Here is an 18,368-nt window from a genome sequence, read left to right as displayed (position 1 = left end):
GCGCCCGCCGGGGCGGCCCCACCGGCCGACCCCAGCCGCCGCAGCTGCCGGTCGGAGTCGGCCGGATAGCGGACCGACAGCCCGCCGCCCAGCGCCAGGGCCGCCGTCGTGGCCCTGAGGTCCGCGGGGTCGGCCGCCCAGCGCAGCGCGACCCCGAGCGCCTCGGGAGCGAGGGTGTCGTCGGCGCACATGTACGACAGCACGTTGGCCGCCGCCACCCGCTCGGCCGCGCTCCCCTGCCCCCACACCTCCAGGAACTCCTGCCGCACCTCGTTCGGGGAGTGGCGGGCCAGCAACGCCACGCCCTCCGCGGCGCGGAGCTGGACCGCGGGCCCCTGCCCAGGCAGCGACAGCACCCAGGCGCGCAGCGGCTGCCACAGCCAGAACGCGTAGCGCGCGACCAGCTCCCCCAGTACCCGCTCGCGCTGGTGGGCCGCGCGGAAGCCGGTGCGCCCGCCCTCGGCGCCGATCAGCGGCCCCGAGGCGGGACGGTGACTCTGCTCCTCGCAGAGCTTCTCCAGCCGGGCGAGCTGCCGTTCGTAGACGGACCCGGCCAGCCGGTGGGTGAACGCCAGCGCCGCCACGGCCAGCACCTCGCGAATGGGCGGCTTGGTGTCGAACCAGGCCGCCACCTCGTCACCGGCCGGCTCGTCGCCCCGGGTCAGGCGCGCGGCCAGGCGCACGACCTCGGCGGGGGTGGCCAGGGTCAGCGCCAGGTCCCTGGCCCTGCCCACCTCGTCGCCGCCGAGCCCCGCGCGCCGGTCGAACGTGCGCAGGCACAGGTCGAACAGCTCTCCCCGCTCCGGCACGGTCCACCGCTGCTCCACCTCGACCGCCTGGGACAGCTCGCCGCCCCTGGTGACGACCAGGTAGGAGCCGAGTTCGGCCAGCTTGCGGGCCAGGTTGACCAGCTCGGTGCGGTCGGTGCTGGGCGTGATCCAGTCGTGCAGCAGGTAGGCCCGGCCCGGCTCGTAGTCGATGCCGGTCAGCAGCTCGCCCGCCCCCGCCGCCGGGGACAGCACGGTGATCGTGCTCTCGGCCAGCGACATGCGTGACAGCAGCGCGAGCCCGCCTAATCGCCGGCCCGTCTCCTCCTCCCCGACGAGGACGAGCAGGTGGCGGGTGGTCAACCGGCGCATCGCCTCGGGGAAGCCGCCCGGCTCCAGGTAGGGGCAGAGCAGCGCGTCGGCCTCCCTCCGGCTGAGGTCTCCCGTGGCCGGACCGGCCACGGCACGGAGATGGTCACCGACCGTTCTGAGACTTCCGGTGAGCGTTATGTTGTCGAGGTCGATCTCGCCCGGTGCAGGCGTTTCGGTCACGAAAGTCACCTCGGGATTAACGGGGAAGTTTTCTACAGGAAGCTTTCCTGCCCAACAAGTTTCTTCATTCACGTACAGCGGAGTCGCACAGCGTCACCATTGCTGGCCCGACCTGCGGAAACGGTCGCGCGGTCAGGTCGATCCGGATACGCGGGACGGACTCTTTCCTCACTACTCAAGACCTCGCGGCCCTCAGATCTTCCACCATTACACGATCCCGGCCAAACTGAAAACACAAATGACACGAAAGCGGATTTATGCTCATTTACGGGCTACATGAAGACCGTCCACAATGACTAGTCAAGGCGAAGGAGGCTTGACTGCGCCTCCTCACTCGCATCAGGTTGGGCATGTGACCGAGCAAACGCTGGGCCGTCTGGCCGAGGAGTCGTGGAACCGTTTCGACGACCACGACTCGGTGTTCTACGAGGGCGTCTGGCACCGCAGTCACACGCTCGCCGAGCGGGCGCGCCGGATGTGCGGCGGAATCGCCGAGGCGGGGATCCGGCCCGGCGACCGCGTGGCCGTGATGATGGCCAACTGCCCCGAGGTGCCGCTCATCTACCAGGCGCTGTGGGCGGCGGGCGCGGTGGTGACGCCGGTGGTGTTCCTGGTGGGGCCGGACGAGCTGCGGCACATCCTGCTCGACAGCGGCGCCCGCGCGATCGTCACCTCGCCGGAACTGGCCGCCACGGTACGCGCCGCCGACGTGGACATCCCCGTCTACGTGGACACGGCGGAGCTGGAGCAGGCGACCGGACGCGGCCCCGTGACCAGTTCCCCCGGCGACCTGGCCGCCCTCATGTACACCGGCGGCACCACGGGCCGGGCCAAGGGCGTCATGCTCAGCCACCGCGGCCTGTGGCAGGTCGCCAAGGACGCCTTCGAGCTGTCCCGCCAGGAGGGTCTCGACCGCGCGCTGATCCCCGTGCCGCTGTCGCACGCGTACGGGCTGATCGTCACCGTCGCCTCGATGCACGCCACCGAGCCGCAGCAGGCGGTGCTCATGCGCTGGTTCGACCCGAAGGCGTTCCTCGCGCTGGCCGCCGAGCACCGCGTCCAGTACGGCAGCGTCGTCCCCACCATGATCCACCTGCTGCTCGCCGAGCCGCTCGACGAGCACCCCCTGCCCGACCTGGCCTTCCTCACCTGCGGCGCGGCGCCGCTCGGCCGGGAGGCGCTGGAGGAGTTCGAGCGCAGGATGCCGGGCACGCAGATCCTGGAGGGCTACGGCCTGACCGAGACGAGCGCGGTCACCACCTTCAACCCGCCGGGCCGGCGCCGGGTCGGCAGCGTCGGCCTGCCGCTGGCCGGCTACTCGATCACCGTCCGTGACGGCGACGGCGAGGCGGTGGAGACGGGGGACGTGGGCGAGATCTGCGTCTCGGGCGAGTCGCTGATGCTCGGCTACTGGGGCGAGCACGAGCCGGACCCCGAGGGCACGGCGCTGGTCGGGGCCGAGTTGCGGACCGGGGACATCGGCTGCGTGGACGACGACGGCTACCTCTACATCGTGGACAGGAAGAAGGACCTGATCATCAGGGGCGGCTTCAACGTCTTCCCGCGCGACGTGGAGGACGCGCTCAACCGGCATCCGGACGTCGTGCTGTCGGGCGTCGTGGGCCGCCGCGACCCGCACCTCGGGGAGGAGGTCGTGGCGTTCGTGCAGCTCAGGGAGGGTGCGAAGGTGACGGCCGAGGAACTGATCGGGTGGGCGCGGGACCGGGTGGGGCGGGTGAGGTATCCCCGTGAGGTGCGCTTCGTCGACTCCGTCCCGGTGACGAGCGTGCTCAAGCTGGACCGGAAGGCGCTGCGGGAACGACTCGGCTGAGCGCCCGGTGGTCTCGCGCGAACGACGCTCGGAGGCTTCGGCGCTCTCATGCGAGCGATGCCCGGAGGCCCTGTGATCTCGTATATCGGGTCAGGCGCCGGCCAATTCCGTGATAAGTGTTGACCTGTCTGGAGGTGAACATGAGTCAGGAAGACCCGTCGGGCTATCCGTACCAGCCCTATGGCGCCCCCTACGGTGAGCAGCCGCCCCCGCAGTACGGCTACGGCTACGGCACGCCTCCACCGCGCAACAACGGCCCCAACGCCAACGCCATCGTCTCCCTCGTGCTCAACCTGCTCGCGGTCGTCTCGTGCTGCAACATCCTCGGCATTCCCGGCGCGATCCTGGCCGGCCTGGCCCTCGGCCGGGCCGCCACCGATCCGCGTTCGGCCCGCAGCATGGTGATGTGGAGCTGGATCCTGTTCGGCGCGGGCTTCGTGCTGACCATCGCCGGCTTCGTCATCCTCGGGGTCAGCGGCGCGTTCGACGACTGAGCCGCGCTGGCCAGCCTCCATTGGCATCGTGGACTAATCCTGGCTCCACCGTTGTTGGAGTCTTGAAGCGGGGACGCCGGGATCACGAGACGATGGTCCTGTCGCGCCGAGCCCCCGTCTGAACCCCACGGAGAAATGCCAGTGAGCGATGGACCGCTGATCGTCCAGTCGGACAAGACGCTGCTGCTTGAGGTCGACCACGAAAGGGCCGACGCCTGCCGTAAGGCGATCGCCCCGTTCGCCGAGCTCGAACGCGCTCCAGAACACGTGCACACCTACCGCGTCACCCCGCTGGCGCTGTGGAACGCCCGCGCCGCGGGCCACGACGCCGAGCAGGTCATCGACGCGCTCATCGGCTTCAGCCGCTACCCGGTGCCCCACGCGCTGCTCGTGGACATCGCCGAGACCATGGCCCGCTACGGCCGGCTCCGGCTGGAGAAGGACCCCGTCCACGGCCTGACCCTCACCTCCACCGACCGGGCCGTGCTCGAAGAGGTGCTGCGCTCGAAGAAGATCCAGCCGATGCTGGGCGAGCGGATCGGCGCCGACTCCGTGGTCGTGCATCCGAGCGATCGGGGCAACGTCAAGCAGGCGCTGCTCAAGCTCGGCTGGCCCGCCGAAGACCTGGCCGGCTACGTCGACGGCGAGCAGCATCCGATCAAGCTGCTGCAGGACGGCTGGGAGCTGCGCCCCTACCAGCGCGAGGCGGCCGAGGCGTTCTGGAACGGCGGCTCTGGCGTGGTCGTGCTGCCCTGTGGGGCGGGCAAGACCATCGTCGGCGCGGCCGCCATGGCCCACGCCGAGGCCACCACGCTCATCATGGTCACCAACACGGTCTCGGCCCACCAGTGGAAGACCGAGCTGCTCAAGCGCACGTCCCTGACCGAGGACGAGATCGGCGAATACTCCGGCACCAAGAAGGAGATCCGCCCGGTCACCATCGCGACCTACCAGGTGATGACCACCAGGCGCAAGGGCGTCTACAGCCATCTGGAGCTGTTCGACGCCCGCGACTGGGGCCTGATCGTCTACGACGAGGTGCACCTGCTGCCCGCGCCGATCTTCCGGATGACCGCCGACCTCCAGGCCCGCAGGCGGGTGGGGCTGACGGCGACGCTGGTGCGCGAGGACGGGCGCGAGGGCGACGTGTTCTCGCTGATCGGTCCCAAGCGCTACGACGCGCCCTGGAAGGAGATGGAGAACCAGGGCTGGATCGCGCCGGCCGACTGCGTCGAGGTGCGCGTGACGCTGACGGACGAGGAACGGCTGGCGTACGCGATGGCCGAGTCCGACGAGCGCTATCGCTTCTGCGCCACGACGCCGTCCAAGACGCACGTGACCGAGGCGCTGGTCCGGCGCCACCTGGGCGAGCAGGTGCTGGTCATCGGCCAGTACATCGACCAGCTCGACGAGCTGGGTGAGCACCTCAACGCGCCGGTCATCAAGGGCGAGACCCGGGTCAAGGAGCGCGAACGCCTCTATCAGGCGTTCCGCGACAAGGAGATCCAGGTGCTGGTGGTGTCGAAGGTGGCCAACTTCTCCATCGACCTGCCGGAGGCCGCCATCGCGATCCAGGTGTCGGGCACGTTCGGCTCGCGCCAGGAGGAGGCGCAGCGGCTCGGGCGGGTGCTGCGGCCCAAGGCCGACGGCGGGGGCGCGCGGTTCTACACGGTGGTCAGCAGGGACACGGTGGACCAGGAGTTCGCGGCGCACCGGCAGCGGTTCCTGGCCGAGCAGGGGTACGCGTACCAGATCATCGACGCCGACGACGTGCTCGGCGGCGTCTGAGGGGCGTCTGGGAACGACGTCTAAAGATGGTGATGCCCGGCCGCTCGCCCGAGCGGCCGGGCACTTCCGCGTGGTGTCATGTCCACGAGACTCCGCGGGCCGACGACATTCGAACCACCCCCCTCACCTGCGTACTATCACGCCGCCTGCGACATACCCCCATGATCCGACAAACCCACCTGAAATGCCCGATTATCTCGGTGTTCTCAGGTTCGTTACGAACGTACGGATCTGTGGTAATTCGCGCAAGCCGAGCACGTCAAACATGCCCCCTCGGCGCACCGGCAGGCCCCTCAGCGCACGAGCAGACCCCCGAGGAAGAGCACGCCCTCCGCGACGATCCACGCCAGCACCCCTGCGCCCATCAGCCGCGCGAAGGCGTGGGGATCGTGCCGAGGCCACGGGAGCAGCCAGGCGGCCACCGTGCAGCAGGCGGCCAGCACCGCGAACAGCCCGGAGACGGCGGAGACCGTGGACAGGCGCTGCGAGCACAGTGAGGCGGCCTCCCCGCCCGCGCAGAACGCCTGCGCCCCCCACCCAGCGAACACCGACAGACCCCACAGCGCGGCGAGCAGGAAGCTCGCGATCGTGGGGATGACCGGCGAGAAACGAAGCTGGACCCGCACCACCTCCTGTGCGTACCCAGACCGCCGCCGGTAAATGCTTTGGAGTCATGCCGAAGTCGCCGTTAAACTGGTCGATTCGCTGCCTTGACCACCTCCGAAACCGACAGGGAGGCACTTCCGCATGCCCGCACACCAGCTGGCACCCGACATACCCACCGACGTGCTGGCCGCCGAGCAGGCGCATCTGGCCGAGTCCAGGGCCGCGCTCAAGGCCATGCGCGCCCACGCCCAATCCCTGTCCGCCGACGCGGCCGGCGACTGGGTGTCGCAGCAGATCCTCCAGTCGCTGCTCGACCAGCGCGTCGCCGCCCTGGCCGACCATCCGGACACGCCGCTGTTCTTCGGCCGCCTCGACCGTGCCGCGGGTGACGACCTGCCCGGCACGATCTACGTCGGCCGCCGCCACGTCCACGACGGAGGCAGCAAGCCGCTGGTCATCGACTGGCGGGCGCCGGTGTCCCGCGCGTTCTACCAGGCCAGCCCGGCCGACCCGATGGGCGTCGTACGCCGGCGCCGCTTCGGCTACCACGGCGGCGCGCTCACCGCGTTCGAGGACGAGCCGCTCGGCGAGGGCGGCGAGATCGGCCCGTCGAAGATCCTCACCGAGGAGATCGAACGGCCGCGCACCGGGCCCATGCGCGACATCGTGGCCACCATCCAGCCCGACCAGGACGAGATCGTCCGCGCCACGCTGGCCCAGACCGTCTGCGTGCAGGGCGCGCCCGGCACCGGGAAGACCGCCGTGGGCCTGCACCGCGCCGCCTATCTGCTGTTCACCCACCGCGAGCGGCTGGCCAGGTCCGGCGTCATGATCGTCGGCCCCAACCGGGCCTTCCTGTCCTACATCTCCTCGGTGCTGCCCGCGCTCGGCGAGGTCAAGGTCGACCAGACCACGGTGGCGGGCCTGCTCGGCGACCACGCGGCGCCCGAGGACCCGCTGGTGGCGGCGGTGAAGGGCGACGCCAGGATGGCGCCGGTGCTCGAAGCCGCGCTCTGGCTGCACATCGTCAAGCCCGAGGACGGCCTGGTGTTCACCAAGGGCGCCTACCGCCACCGGGTGGCCGACTACGAAGTACGCGAGATCGTGGCCTCCCTGCGCGGCACCACCCGCTACAACCCCGGCCGGGCCGCCCTGGCGCAGCGGCTGGCCCACATGGTGCTGGTCAGGATGGAGCAGCGCGGCGAATCCCCCGACGACCGGGTGCAGGACGCGGTGGCCAGGTCGAAGCCGGTCAAGCAGCTCGTGGACGCCGTCTGGCCCAAGCTGACGCCCGAGCAGGTGCTGTTCCGGCTGCTGTCCGACCCCGGCTTCCTCGGCCGGGCGGTCAAGGCCGCCAAGTCGGATCTGTCGCCGGAGGAGCAGGAGCTGCTGATCTGGCGCAAGCCGTACCGGAGCTGGAAGTCGGCGAAGTGGTCCGCCGCGGACGCCGCGCTCCTCGACGAGCTGGGCGACCTCATGGAGCGCACGCCGTCGCTCGGCCACCTCGTGGTGGACGAGGCCCAGGACCTGTCCGAGATGCAGTTGCGCGCGCTCGGGCGGCGCTGCCGCAACGGCTCGGCCACCGTGCTGGGCGACCTGGCCCAGGGCACGACGCCGTGGTCCACCACCTCGTGGGAGTCGGTGCTGCGCCACCTCGGGCAGGGCGAGGGCGAGGTGACGGAGCTGACGCTGGGCTTCCGCGTGCCGCGCGAGGTGCTCGACTACGCCGCCCGGCTGCTTCCCTCCATCGCGCCCGCCCTGGCCGCCCCGCGCTCGCTGCGCCCCGGCCTCGGCTCGCTCACCGTGAGCGAGGGCGGCTCGGTGGCGCGGGCCGCCGAGGAGGCGCTGGCCAAGGAGGGCTCGATCGGGGTCATCGTCCCCGACGCGCTGATCGACGAGGTCTCGCGGGCCCTGGCGGAGCTCCCCCACGCCGTGCTCGACCCCGACGCCGCCCAGGAGCACCGCCTGCTGATCGTGCCCGCCACGCTGGCCAAGGGTCTGGAGTACGACCACGTCATCGTGGTCGAGCCGGCCGACATCGTCGCCGCCGAGCCCAGGGGCCTGGCCCGGCTGTACGTCGTGCTGACCCGCGCGGTGACCTCCCTGACGGTCCTGCACGACAAGGCGCTCCCGGCGCAGCTGACGGCGTGAGAGCGGTGGGCACGGCCGCTTCTAGGATGGCTGGGCAAGCAGCTCTCAACCTAGGAGGATGCCGTGCCCGCACCGCTTCCACACGAATACCTGCCGTCGGTTCCCGCGCTCACGGTCGAGAGTGACGACCTCCAGGACGGCGCCAGGCTCGCCGACCTCCACGTCTTCAACGACTGGGGCATGACAGGCGGGAACCAGTCTCCCCACCTGCGCTGGTCCGGTGCTCCCGAGGGCACCCGGAGCTACGCCGTCACCTGCTACGACCCCGACGCCCCCACCGGCAGCGGCTTCTGGCACTGGGTGCTGTCCGACCTGCCCGCCTCGGTGACGGAGCTGCCCGCGGGCGCGGGCAGCGCTCCCGACTTCAAGGGCCTGCCCGAGGGGGCCGCGCACGCGCGCAACGACTACGGCACGAAGGCGTACGGCGGCGCCGCCCCGCCTCCCGGCGACCCGCACCGCTACGTCTTCACGGTCCACGCGCTCGGCGTCGACCGGCTGGGCGTCGACAGCGACGCCAGCCCGGCGGTGGTGGGCTTCAACATCACCGCCAACACCCTGGCCCGCGGCCACATCGTCGCCCTCTACGGCGTCTGACCGCGAGACACATGAAAGCGCCCCGCCACGGCGGCGGGGCGCTTTTCGGGCCGGCGATCGTCACCGCCGGCGACCTCGTGTGTCAGCCGGGCCCGGCCACCGGCGGCCGAAGCCGGACGGGTCCGGCCGCGGGCCGGGCGGCCTCAGTCGGTCAGCCAGCCCTGCGGGCAGGCTGGCCGCGGGCCGGGCGGCCTCAGTCGGTCAGCCAGCCCTGCGGGCAGGCCATGAGCTGCGGGAGCAGCGCGTCGAGCACCGTGAGCCCGGTCTGCGAGTTGGGCAGGCAGATCGGCCCCTGCAGCTCACGCAGCAGGGGGATGTCGTTCAGCGACAGGGCGCTCCGCTCGGCGAAGGCCGGGACGGCCGGGGCGGTGGTGGCGGCGACGAGAGCCAGGGCGGCGACGCCGAAAATGCGCTTGCTGCGAGAAAGCATCCTCTTACTCCTTTGTACAGGCGGTGTGGTGGCACCACCCTTCCTCACTTGGAGTAGCCGAGCAATTGTGAAACGTAATGGCAGTCAAACAAAACAAGAGCGGCCCGGAAAAGCCCGGACCGCTCTTCGTTCTTACGACGAGAAAAGACCTAGAAGTCCATGTCGCCGCCGCCGGGCATGCCGGCCGGCGCAGCGGGGGTCTTCTCGGGCTTCTCGGCGATGACGGCCTCGGTGGTGAGGAAGAGCGCCGCGATGGAAGCGGCGTTCTGCAGCGCGGAGCGCGTCACCTTGGCCGGGTCGAGGATGCCCACCTCGAACATGTTGACGTAGTCGCCGGTCGCGGCGTTGAGGCCCTCACCCGGGGTGAGGTTGCGCACGCGCTCGACCACGACGCCGCCCTCAAGGCCGGCGTTGACCGCGATCTGCTTGAGCGGCTCCTCCAGCGCCTTCTTGACGATGGCGGCACCGGTGGCCTCGTCGCCCGTCAGCTCCAGCTTGTCGAACGCCTTGGCGCCGGCCTGCAGCAGGGCCACGCCACCGCCGGGGACGATGCCCTCCTCGACGGCCGCCTTGGCGTTGCGCACGGCGTCCTCGATGCGGTGCTTGCGCTCCTTGAGCTCGACCTCGGTCGCGGCGCCGGCCTTGATCACGGCCACGCCGCCGGCCAGCTTGGCCAGGCGCTCCTGCAGCTTCTCGCGGTCGTAGTCGGAGTCGGTGCGCTCGATCTCGGCGCGGATCTCGTTGACCCGGCCCGCGATCTGCTCGGCGTCACCGGCGCCGTCGACGATCGTGGTCTCGTCCTTGGTGACGACCACCTTGCGGGCGCGGCCCAGCAGGTCGAGGGTGGCGGTCTCGAGCTTGAGGCCGACCTCCTCGGCGATGACCTGACCGCCGGTCAGGATCGCGATGTCGTTGAGCATGGCCTTGCGGCGGTCGCCGAAGCCCGGGGCCTTGACCGCGACCGAGCGGAACAGGCCGCGGATCTTGTTGACGACCAGGGTGGCCAGGGCCTCGCCCTCGACGTCCTCGGCGATGATCAGCAGCGGCTTGCCGGACTGCACGACCTTGTCGAGCAGCGGCAGCAGGTCCTTGTTGGCCGAGACCTTGCTGTTGACGATCAGGATGTACGGGTCTTCGAGCACGGCCTCCATGCGGTCGGAGTCGGTCACGAAGTACATCGACGTCATGCCCTTGTCGAAGCGCATGCCCTCGGTGAGCTCAAGCTCAAGGCCGAAGGTGTTGCTCTCCTCGACGGTGATGACGCCTTCCTTGCCGACCTTGTCCATCGCCTCGGCGATGAGCGAGCCGATCTCGGGGTCGGCGGCGGAGATGGAGGCGGTGGAGGCGATCTGCTCCTTGGTCTCCACGTCCTTGGCCAGCTTGGAGAGCTCCTCGCTGACGCGCTCGACGGCCGCCTCGATGCCCTTCTTCAGGGCCATCGGGTTGGCGCCGGCGGCGACATTGCGCAGACCCTCGCGCACCAGCGCCTGGGCGAGCACGGTGGCGGTGGTGGTGCCGTCACCCGCGACGTCGTCGGTCTTCTTGGCGACTTCCTTGACCAGCTCGGCGCCGATCTTCTCCCAAGGGTCCTCGAGCTCGATCTCCTTGGCGATGGACACACCGTCGTTGGTGATCGTGGGAGCGCCCCACTTCTTCTCCAGCACGACGTTGCGGCCCTTGGGACCCAAGGTCACCTTGACGGCGTCGGCGAGCTGGTTCATACCGCGCTCGAGACCGCGCCGGGCGTCCTCGTCAAACGCGATCATCTTGGCTGCCATAAGGCTAGACCTCCCAGATACAGGGTGGCTTGTCGTGGACCGAGCCGACGCCCGCGACGGCATGGGCCCGCATCTCCGTTCGGCAGACCCCATCGTCTCGATCCGATGTTGGCACTCTGCTGCACAGAGTGCCAACGAACTGTTTAGCACTCTACCCTGCCGAGTGCAAGCGAACGCACCCGCGCCGGATGTTCCTCCCCAGGTCGGAAGTCAGTACGGCGAGCCGCCCGAAGCAGCTCGCCGCACGCGAGTCGACGATTGAGAGGTGACGGTTCGCACGGACTGCGCTGCCGTGCGAGCCCGCCCGGTGCATACCAGTTGACGTGACCTCAGACCGTGCGGACGGACTCCGCCTGCGGCCCCTTCTGGCCCTGCGTGATCTCGAACTCGACGCGCTGACCCTGTTCGAGAGAGCGGTACCCGTCCATCATGATCGCTGAGTAATGGACGAATACATCCTTACCACCGTCTACCGCGATGAAGCCGTAGCCCTTGTCCGCGTTGAACCACTTGACGGTGCCCTGCGCCACTTCCGACTCCTCTTACTGGTCTCTCAGATCTCGCCCATTCCTCCGCGAGGCCTGTAATCGCCTGACATAACTGAAAATCATGCAGACGATCGCCCTCGACCATACCTGTGGCACGGGGTTTGGCAACAGAGTCAATCTGCAAACCAGGTATTTCTTCGCAGCGAAGCTCGTACAACGTTGAATTAGCCCTGGAAAAGCAGAAGGCGCCCACAAGGGGCGCCTTCCACGATCGGGGATGCCGCGGCACTCAGCCGCCGGCGACCGCGGGGATGATGGAGATCTGCGTGCCCTCTGGGGCGGGAGTGTCGAGACCCTGGGCGAAACGGACGTCCTCTTCCCCAACATAAACGTTGACGAAACGTCGAATCTTGCCCGATTCATCCAGAATTCTCGCGCCGATGCCGGGGTAGTCGGAGTCCAGCTTGGCGAGCACGTCACGAAGAGTCGCGCCTTCGCCACTCACTTCGGCGTTGCCCCCGGTGTACGTGCGCAGAATGGTGGGAATCCGCACAGAAACGCTCATGGTAAATGTCGCCTTTCCTGGTTGTCAGACAGTCGCGCGGAACGCGTCGAGGGAGGGCCGGATCACGGCCGTGGGCGCGGCGTCGTCGCTGATGGCGTCGAGGGTCTTGAGCCCGTCGCCGGTGTTCAGCACCACGGTCTCGGCCTCGGGATCGAGCCTGCCGCTCTCGGCCAGCTTCTTCAGCACGCCGACGGTCACCCCGCCCGCGGTCTCGGCGAAGACCCCCTCGGTCGAGGCGAGCAGCTTGATGGCGGCCACGATCTCGGCGTCCGTGACGTCCTCGACGGCTCCTCCGGTGCGTCGTGCGATGTCCAGCACGTAGGGACCGTCGGCCGGGTTGCCGATGGCCAGTGACTTGGCGATGGTGTCGGGCTTGACCGGCTGGACGACGTCGTGACCGGCCTTGTACGCGGCCGACACCGGCGAGCAGCCTTCGGCCTGCGCCCCGAAGATCTTGTAGGGCGTGTCCTCGACCAGCCCCAGCCGGATCAGCTCCTTGAAGCCCTTGTCGATCTTGGTGAGCTGGGAGCCCGAGGCGATGGGGATGACGATCTGCTCGGGCAGCCGCCAGCCGAGTTGCTCGGCGATCTCGTACGCGAGCGTCTTGGAGCCCTCGGCGTAGTAGGGCCGCAGGTTGACGTTGACGAAGCCCCACTTGTCGCCCATGGGGTCGCCGATCAGCTCGGAGCAGAACCGGTTGACCTCGTCGTAGGTGCCGTCGATCGCGATCAGCCGGCCACCGAACACGCGGGCCATGGCGATCTTCGCGGCTTCGAGGTTGGCCGGGATGAACACGCACGCGTCGAGCCCGGCCCGCGCCGCGGCGGCGGTGACCGCGCCCGCGAGGTTGCCCGTGGAGGAGCAGGAGAGCGTGTGGAAACCGAAGTTGCGCGCCGCCTCGACGGCCATGGCGACCACGCGGTCCTTGAAGGAGTGGGTGGGGTTTCCCGAGTCGTCCTTCACGTACAGGGATTTGAGTCCCAGTGACTTGCCGAGGTTTCCGGCCTTGACCAATTTGGTCCAGCCGGGGTTCATATTCGGCTTTTCGGTCACGTCAGCCGGGACAGGGAGGAGCTTGCGGTAACGCCAGATGTTGGCCGGGCCGGACTCGATGTCCGCCCGGGTCACCGTGCCGAAGTCGTAGGCCGCCTCAAGCGGCCCGAAACACTCCAGACAGGCGAAGCTGGGACCCAGGGGGTAACGCGCGCCGCACTCGCGGCAGGACAGACCGACAGCAGGACCAAAGTCGAGCGACATGAAGCGAGGCCTTCCCTCATCTTCGCCCACGGCCACCTTGACCGCGAACCGGAATTGGCACCTAGTCCCGGTCGGCCTCGCCAGGTCGCGAGTCGAAAGCCGGGAGGGTTGCCGGGGCTTCGCAGGGCCGGTCCCTCCACCCCTCTGGATGAGCAATATGAAGTTGTTGAACTGGACTCTACCCGCTCAAGTGGCCGAAACTTCCACCCGTCTCACCATGTGGGACGGTTGGTCTCAGCGATAATCCTCGCCCAGGACGCCCTGCACGTACTTGCGCGCCTGGTGGATGCGGGACTTCGCGGTGCCGAGCGGAATGCCGAGCTGCTCGGCCACCTCGTTGTAGTCGAGCTGGACGATGTCGCGCAGCACCAGCGCCTGCGCCAGGTCGGGCTTGTCGGCCTCCAGCGCCTCCATCGCGTCGAGCAGGTCGAGCCGCGAGCCCGCGATCACGCTGACCCGCCGCACGTCCGGCTTCTGCATGGGCAGCTCGTCCGAGCTCTGCTCGGCCGCCCTGCGCTTGAGCGTCCGGTACGTCGTCCGCGCGCAGTTGGCGGTCACGATGTGCAGCCAGGTGCTGAACCTGGCCCGCCCCTCGAAGCGGCCGATGTTGCGCGCCACGGCCAGCAACGTATCTTGCGAGGCCTCTTCCGCATCCTGGTGATAGGGGAGGATTCGGGCGCAGTGGCGCAGCACGTCAGGCTCGATCCGCGCCAGGAGCTCGCCAAGTGCGCGATGGTCTCCTCCGGCCGCGGAGCGGGCGAGTTCCTCGGTTAGCTCATCAAGCGCCATAGATGGGATCCTATGTTTGTGATCGATGGGAGCCTAGTTGACTTCCTCGCCCCGCCGCACGCGAGATGGCGCGGTCCGCGCGTCAATCCCGCGACTCGTGACCGAGGATGTCCATGAACAGCGTCCTGCTCGCCTCCAACAGAGGCCCGGTCTCCTTCACCGTCTCCGACGACGGCGAGCTGACCATGCGGCGCGGCGGCGGCGGGCTCGTCTCGGGCCTGTCGGGCGTGGCCAAGGACGACGGCGTGCTGTGGGTCTGCGCCGCGCTGTCCGACGGCGACCGCAGCGCCGTGCGCCTGGCCTCCGGCGGCCGCATCGACCAGGCCGGCTACGACACGGGCCCGCTGCGCATGCTCGACATCGCGCCCGCCGTCTTCCACCGCGCCTACAACGCCGTGGCCAACTCCACCCTGTGGTTCGTCAACCACCTGCTCTACGACATCCCCAACACGCCCAACTTCGGCACGCGGTTCGAGCGCGAGTGGGAGTCCTACCGCGACTACAACGGGGCGTTCGCGCTGGCGCTGGCCGAGGAGGCCGGCCACGGCGCCCGCGTGATGGTGCAGGACTACCACCTTACGCTGGCCCCCGCCATGCTCCGCGCCGAGCGGCCCGACCTGCGCATCGCCCACTTCAGCCACACGCCGTGGGCGCCGCCCGAATACTTCTCCCTGCTGCCCGACGAGGTGGCGCGCGAGGTCCTGGAGGGCATCCTGGGGGCCGATCACGCCGGGTTCCTCACCGACAGATGGGCCCAGGCGTTCATGGACTGCTGCGAGCGCCTGCTGGGCGCCGAGGCCGACCGCGTCGGGCGCAGCGTCACCCACGACGGCCGCACGACCCGCATCGGGGTGCAGAGCCTCGGTGTGGACGGCTCGGCGCTGTGGGAGCGGGCCCGCGAGCCCGACGTCGAGTCCCACATGACCGCGCTCAGGGAGCAGGTGGGCGACCGCAGGCTGATCGTCCGCATCGACCGCACCGAGCTGTCGAAGAACATCGTCCGCGGCCTGATCGCCTACCGTGAGTTCCTGGCCGCCCATCCCGAGTGGCACGGCCGGGTCGTCCACCTCGCCTTCGCCTATCCCAGTCGGCACGACCTGCCCGAATACCGCGAATACACCGCTTCGGTGCAGCGCCGTGCCCAGGAGATCGAGGACGAGTACGCCACCGACGACTGGGACCCGCTGATACTCAACGTCAACGACGACTATCCGCGTTCGCTGGCCGCGTACCGGATGGCCGACGTGCTGCTCGTCAACCCCATCCGCGACGGCATGAACCTGGTCGCCAAGGAGGGGCCTGTCCTGTCCGAGCGGTGCGCGCTGGTGCTGTCGCGTGAGGCGGGGGCGGCGGCCGAGCTGGGGCAGCACGCGCTCCTGGTCAACCCGTACGACATCAGCGGCACCGCGGCGGCCCTGCACGACGCGCTGGTCATGCCTGAGGACGAGCGCCGCATGCGCCGCGACAAGCTGCACGCGGCCGCGACCGCCCTGCCGCCGCAGAAGTGGTTCGCCGCCCAGCTCGACGCCCTGACCTGAGCCGGCTCGGGGTTTTCGGCTGAGCCTGCTCCGCCGATTTTCGGCTGAGCCTGCTCGGCCCCCGGTTCCGAGCGGGCTCGGCGCGCTGACCTACCATGAGAGGGCGACGCCCCTCACCGATCAGGAGGCTGCCGGGTGAGCATGGTCTTACCGCCCATCCGGCTGATCAGAGATCGTCCGACCTGGCTCATCTACCTCCAGCTCGGCGCGTTCGCCACCTACATGTACGGCCTGAGCGCCGCCCTGCCGCTGCTCCGCGCCGACCTGCGCGTCCCGGCCACCGTCGCGGGCCTGCACGGCACCGCCATGGCCGTGGGCACGATCGTGGCCGGGCTGCTGCTGCCGGCGCTCACCCGCAGGTTCGGCCGGCGCGCGACCACCTGGATCGGTCTGGCCGGGATGAACGCCGGCCTGCTCGTGATCGTCCCCGCCGACGCCCTGCCCCTGACGATGCTCGGGTACGGCGTCTCCGGCGGGTTCAGCTCGATCATGCTCTACACCGCCATGGCCGCGCTCAGCGACCACCACGGCCCGGCGGGCCCGGCCGCGATCAGCGAGGCCAACGCCGTGGGCGTGGTGGTGGGCATGGCGATGACGTTCTGCCTCAGCGTGGTCGCCCAGAGCACGTTCGGCTGGCGGGCGGCGCTGCTGGTCACGCCGGTCGTGAGCGTGCTGCTGGCCCTGTTCATGAGCCGCGTCTGGCCGCCGTCGCCTCCCGTCCCGCAACAGCCGGCCGAGACCAGTGCGGGTACGGAGGCGGTGGGCAGGCCGGGGTGGGGGTTTCATCTGGCGGGGCTGGTGCTGTTCTGCTGCGTGGCGATGGAGTTCACGTTCAATCTGTGGGCCGCCGACCTGTTCGCCGACCGTACGGGAATCAGCGCGGCCGCGGCGGCCACCGGGCTGACGGCGTTCGTGGGCGGGCTGGCGGCGGGAAGGTTCGCCGGGGCGCAGCTCGCTCTGCGGCTGCCCCCCGTGCCGCTGTTCGTGGGGGCGCTGGCGGTGGCATTCGCGGGCTGGCTGCTGTTCTGGCTGAGCACCCACCCGGCGCTCTCCTACGCCGGGCTGGTGGTCTGCGGGCTCGGCGCCTCGCTGCACTTCCCGCTGGCGCTGTCGGGGCTGATCGCCGGCGCGGGAGGCCGGGCCGACCTGGCCGCTGCGGCCTCGCCGATCTGGGCGGGAGCCGCCATCGCGGCCGGCCCGCTCGCGCTCGGCGCGCTCGCCGACGGCTTCGGCACCTGGAAGGCGTTCCTCCTGGTGCCGGTGCTCATCGGCCTGGCCGTGGCCGGGGTGCTCAGCTCCAGTCGGCGTTCCTGAGCACGTCCGGCAGGCCCGGCGTCCTCCACTGGTCGACGACGAGGATCCTGGTCTTCGGCAGGTACCACTCGCGCTGCGTGTAACGCGACTTCACCTTGCCGTTGACGTACGAGACGCAGGAGGCCCGCCACTCGCGGTAGGCGGCCTTGTGCCCGGGGCCGACCTGGCGCAGGCCCGTGACCCTGGCCGAGCCGAGGGTCTGGCCCCACTTGCCGTTGCTCGGGCACTGCTGCACGTCGGTCGCGGGATAGAACGGCCGCTTCCCGTCGTAGGCGTGGAACAGCTCGTTGCCGTACTTGATGGCCTTGGGACCGAGCACCCAGAAGCTCCGGCAGCCCGGGGTGCCGTAACCGCTGGAGGGCTTGGCGCACTTGCCGGTGACCACGCGGGTCCAGTCGGGGCGGACCCGGTGGACCGCCCATGTGATCGGCAGGTGCAGTGTCAGACCGCCCCTGAGCTTGAGCGGCTGAGTGGTCGCGACGCTGCTCACGTTCGCGGTGGTGACGGTGTACGGGGCGCTGGTGGCGTTCGCGGCGCCGGTGGAGAGGGGTGCGGCGAGGAGGGTGATCGCGGTGAGGGCCGCGACGGCGAGATGACGCTTGGGCATGCCCCGACCCTAGGCAGCGGGACTTGCAGCACAATCACGAACGACTGAACGCCGACCCCAGCTCGCGCAGCAGCGCCACCACGCCCTGCGGCCCGTCCACCACGATGTCGGCCCGTTCGGCCAGCGCGGTCACCTCGGCGGAGCCGCTGCACACGGTCACCCCGGGCAGCCCCGAGGCGCGTACGGCGTCGAACGCGGCCAGATCACCCAGATCGTCACCCACGAACATCACCGACCTCGCGGCCTTCTCGGCCAGGAACAGGCTCAGCGCGTGTCCCTTGTCCATGCCGGGCGGCCGCAGCTCCAGCACCATGCGCCCAGGCTCGATCACCAGGTCGTGCTTCTCGGCCAGCTTGGCCAGCGGCTCGCGCAGCACGGCCAGCGCGCCCTCGGGATCGGGGCTGCGCCTGGTGTGCACGGCCACGGCCCGGCCCTTGTCCTCGATGACGACGCCCTTGAGGTCGAGCGTGCCGAGGAGCAGTTGCAGCTCCGCCTCGGCCCTGGGCACCCCGGGCGGGGGTGGTGGCGCGGAGATCCGCCCGTCCTCCCAGCGTTCGAAGCCATAGTGCCCGAGCACGACCAGCCCCTCCACGTCGGCCAGGCCGGGGCCGAGCTCCAGCGCGGTGGCCGCGGGCCTGCCGGTCACGACGGCCACCGCGAGGACGTGAGCGCCCAGCTCGGCCAGCACGGCCGGCGCTTCGGGGTGGATCACGGCCTGGGCCGGATCGGGCACGATCGGCGACAGTGTGCCGTCGAAGTCGAGCCCGATCACGGCGCCCGCCGGATCACGCAAGATCGCTTCCATTCCAGGGATGTTCT

General features: G+C 69.9%; 17 protein-coding genes and 1 riboswitch. Of the genes, 7 read left to right on the top strand and 10 right to left on the bottom strand.

All coding sequences use genetic code 11. From position 1 onward, the window contains the following. Positions 1–1,319 (bottom strand): hypothetical protein (locus ABFX54_RS36410; RefSeq protein WP_346111267.1); only part of this gene is annotated, 1,319 nt, incomplete at its 3' end. Between the two features lie 352 nt (positions 1,320–1,671). Here ABFX54_RS36410 and ABFX54_RS36405 point away from each other — a divergent pair. From ABFX54_RS36405 to ABFX54_RS36395, 3 genes are all read left to right on the top strand, one after another. Then, positions 1,672–3,150, top strand: a complete 1,479-nt coding sequence (locus ABFX54_RS36405) for a class I adenylate-forming enzyme family protein (protein ID WP_346111266.1) — start codon at positions 1,672–1,674, stop codon at positions 3,148–3,150. A 140-nt stretch (positions 3,151–3,290) separates the two neighbouring features. Further along, the gene (locus ABFX54_RS36400; protein WP_346111265.1) at positions 3,291–3,644 is read left to right on the top strand and encodes a DUF4190 domain-containing protein; all 354 of its coding nucleotides are present in this window, start codon (positions 3,291–3,293) and stop codon (positions 3,642–3,644) included. Between the two features lie 135 nt (positions 3,645–3,779). Next, positions 3,780–5,432 carry a DNA repair helicase XPB gene (locus tag ABFX54_RS36395; RefSeq protein WP_346111264.1) on the top strand — a complete coding sequence of 551 codons (1,653 nt, stop codon included), beginning with the start codon at positions 3,780–3,782 and terminating at the stop codon, positions 5,430–5,432. Positions 5,433–5,725: 293 nt separating this feature from the next. On the opposite strand, the gene ABFX54_RS36390 is transcribed toward ABFX54_RS36395, so the two are convergent. Continuing rightward, positions 5,726–6,058, bottom strand: a complete 333-nt coding sequence (locus tag ABFX54_RS36390) for a hypothetical protein (RefSeq protein WP_346111262.1) — start codon at positions 6,056–6,058, stop codon at positions 5,726–5,728. Positions 6,059–6,179: 121 nt separating this feature from the next. Between ABFX54_RS36390 and ABFX54_RS36385 the strand changes: the two genes are divergently transcribed. After that, positions 6,180–8,189, top strand: coding sequence for a HelD family protein (locus ABFX54_RS36385; RefSeq protein ID WP_346111261.1), 2,010 nt, complete (start codon positions 6,180–6,182; stop codon positions 8,187–8,189). Positions 8,190–8,252: 63 nt separating this feature from the next. Next, the gene (locus tag ABFX54_RS36380) at positions 8,253–8,783 is read left to right on the top strand and encodes a YbhB/YbcL family Raf kinase inhibitor-like protein (protein ID WP_346111260.1); all 531 of its coding nucleotides are present in this window, start codon (positions 8,253–8,255) and stop codon (positions 8,781–8,783) included. A 193-nt stretch (positions 8,784–8,976) separates the two neighbouring features. Here the strand turns inward: ABFX54_RS36380 and ABFX54_RS36375 are convergent, their stop codons facing one another. From ABFX54_RS36375 to ABFX54_RS36350, 6 genes are all read right to left on the bottom strand, one after another. Next, the gene (locus ABFX54_RS36375) at positions 8,977–9,213 is read right to left on the bottom strand and encodes a hypothetical protein (protein WP_346111259.1); all 237 of its coding nucleotides are present in this window, start codon (positions 9,211–9,213) and stop codon (positions 8,977–8,979) included. Between the two features lie 149 nt (positions 9,214–9,362). Next, positions 9,363–10,991 carry a chaperonin GroEL gene (gene groL / locus ABFX54_RS36370; protein WP_346111258.1) on the bottom strand — a complete coding sequence of 543 codons (1,629 nt, stop codon included), beginning with the start codon at positions 10,989–10,991 and terminating at the stop codon, positions 9,363–9,365. A 329-nt stretch (positions 10,992–11,320) separates the two neighbouring features. Next, positions 11,321–11,521: a cold-shock protein gene (locus ABFX54_RS36365; RefSeq protein ID WP_106250594.1), complete on the bottom strand. Its 201-nt coding sequence runs from the start codon at positions 11,519–11,521 to the stop codon at positions 11,321–11,323. 247 nt (positions 11,522–11,768) lie between these two features. Then, positions 11,769–12,044, bottom strand: a complete 276-nt coding sequence (locus tag ABFX54_RS36360) for a MoaD/ThiS family protein (RefSeq protein WP_132331077.1) — start codon at positions 12,042–12,044, stop codon at positions 11,769–11,771. Between the two features lie 24 nt (positions 12,045–12,068). After that, positions 12,069–13,301, bottom strand: coding sequence for a threonine synthase (gene thrC, locus ABFX54_RS36355; protein ID WP_346111257.1), 1,233 nt, complete (start codon positions 13,299–13,301; stop codon positions 12,069–12,071). 13 nt (positions 13,302–13,314) lie between these two features. Then, positions 13,315–13,456, bottom strand: a riboswitch (SAM riboswitch). 79 nt (positions 13,457–13,535) lie between these two features. Next, entirely contained in the window at positions 13,536–14,090 is a 555-nt protein-coding gene (locus ABFX54_RS36350) for an RNA polymerase sigma factor (RefSeq protein ID WP_346111256.1), read from the bottom strand. Positions 14,091–14,197: 107 nt separating this feature from the next. On the opposite strand from ABFX54_RS36350, the gene ABFX54_RS36345 reads away from it, so the two are divergent. Both ABFX54_RS36345 and ABFX54_RS36340 read left to right on the top strand, forming a co-directional pair. Next, complete coding sequence (locus tag ABFX54_RS36345) at positions 14,198–15,628, top strand: alpha,alpha-trehalose-phosphate synthase (UDP-forming) (RefSeq protein WP_428834610.1); 1,431 nt, start codon at positions 14,198–14,200, stop codon at positions 15,626–15,628. Positions 15,629–15,769: 141 nt separating this feature from the next. Then, entirely contained in the window at positions 15,770–16,942 is a 1,173-nt protein-coding gene (locus ABFX54_RS36340) for an MFS transporter (protein WP_346111273.1), read from the top strand. On the opposite strand, the gene ABFX54_RS36335 is transcribed toward ABFX54_RS36340, so the two are convergent. Together ABFX54_RS36335 and otsB are read right to left on the bottom strand one after the other, a co-directional pair. Continuing rightward, positions 16,920–17,549: a hypothetical protein gene (locus ABFX54_RS36335; RefSeq protein ID WP_346111253.1), complete on the bottom strand. Its 630-nt coding sequence runs from the start codon at positions 17,547–17,549 to the stop codon at positions 16,920–16,922. The two genes, ABFX54_RS36340 and ABFX54_RS36335, sit on opposite strands and share 23 nt — an antisense overlap. Positions 17,550–17,583: 34 nt before the next feature. After that, a complete protein-coding gene (otsB, locus tag ABFX54_RS36330; RefSeq protein WP_346111252.1) occupies positions 17,584–18,354 on the bottom strand; it encodes a trehalose-phosphatase in 771 nt (256 codons plus the stop codon). Between the last annotated feature and the right edge of the window lie 14 nt (positions 18,355–18,368).

The sequence above is a fragment of the Nonomuraea maheshkhaliensis genome (assembly GCF_039529435.1).
Taxonomy (GTDB): domain Bacteria; phylum Actinomycetota; class Actinomycetes; order Streptosporangiales; family Streptosporangiaceae; genus Nonomuraea; species Nonomuraea maheshkhaliensis.
The sequence above is the reverse complement of the archived record's forward strand: the minus strand, read 5'-3'. Positions and strand labels throughout refer to the sequence as shown.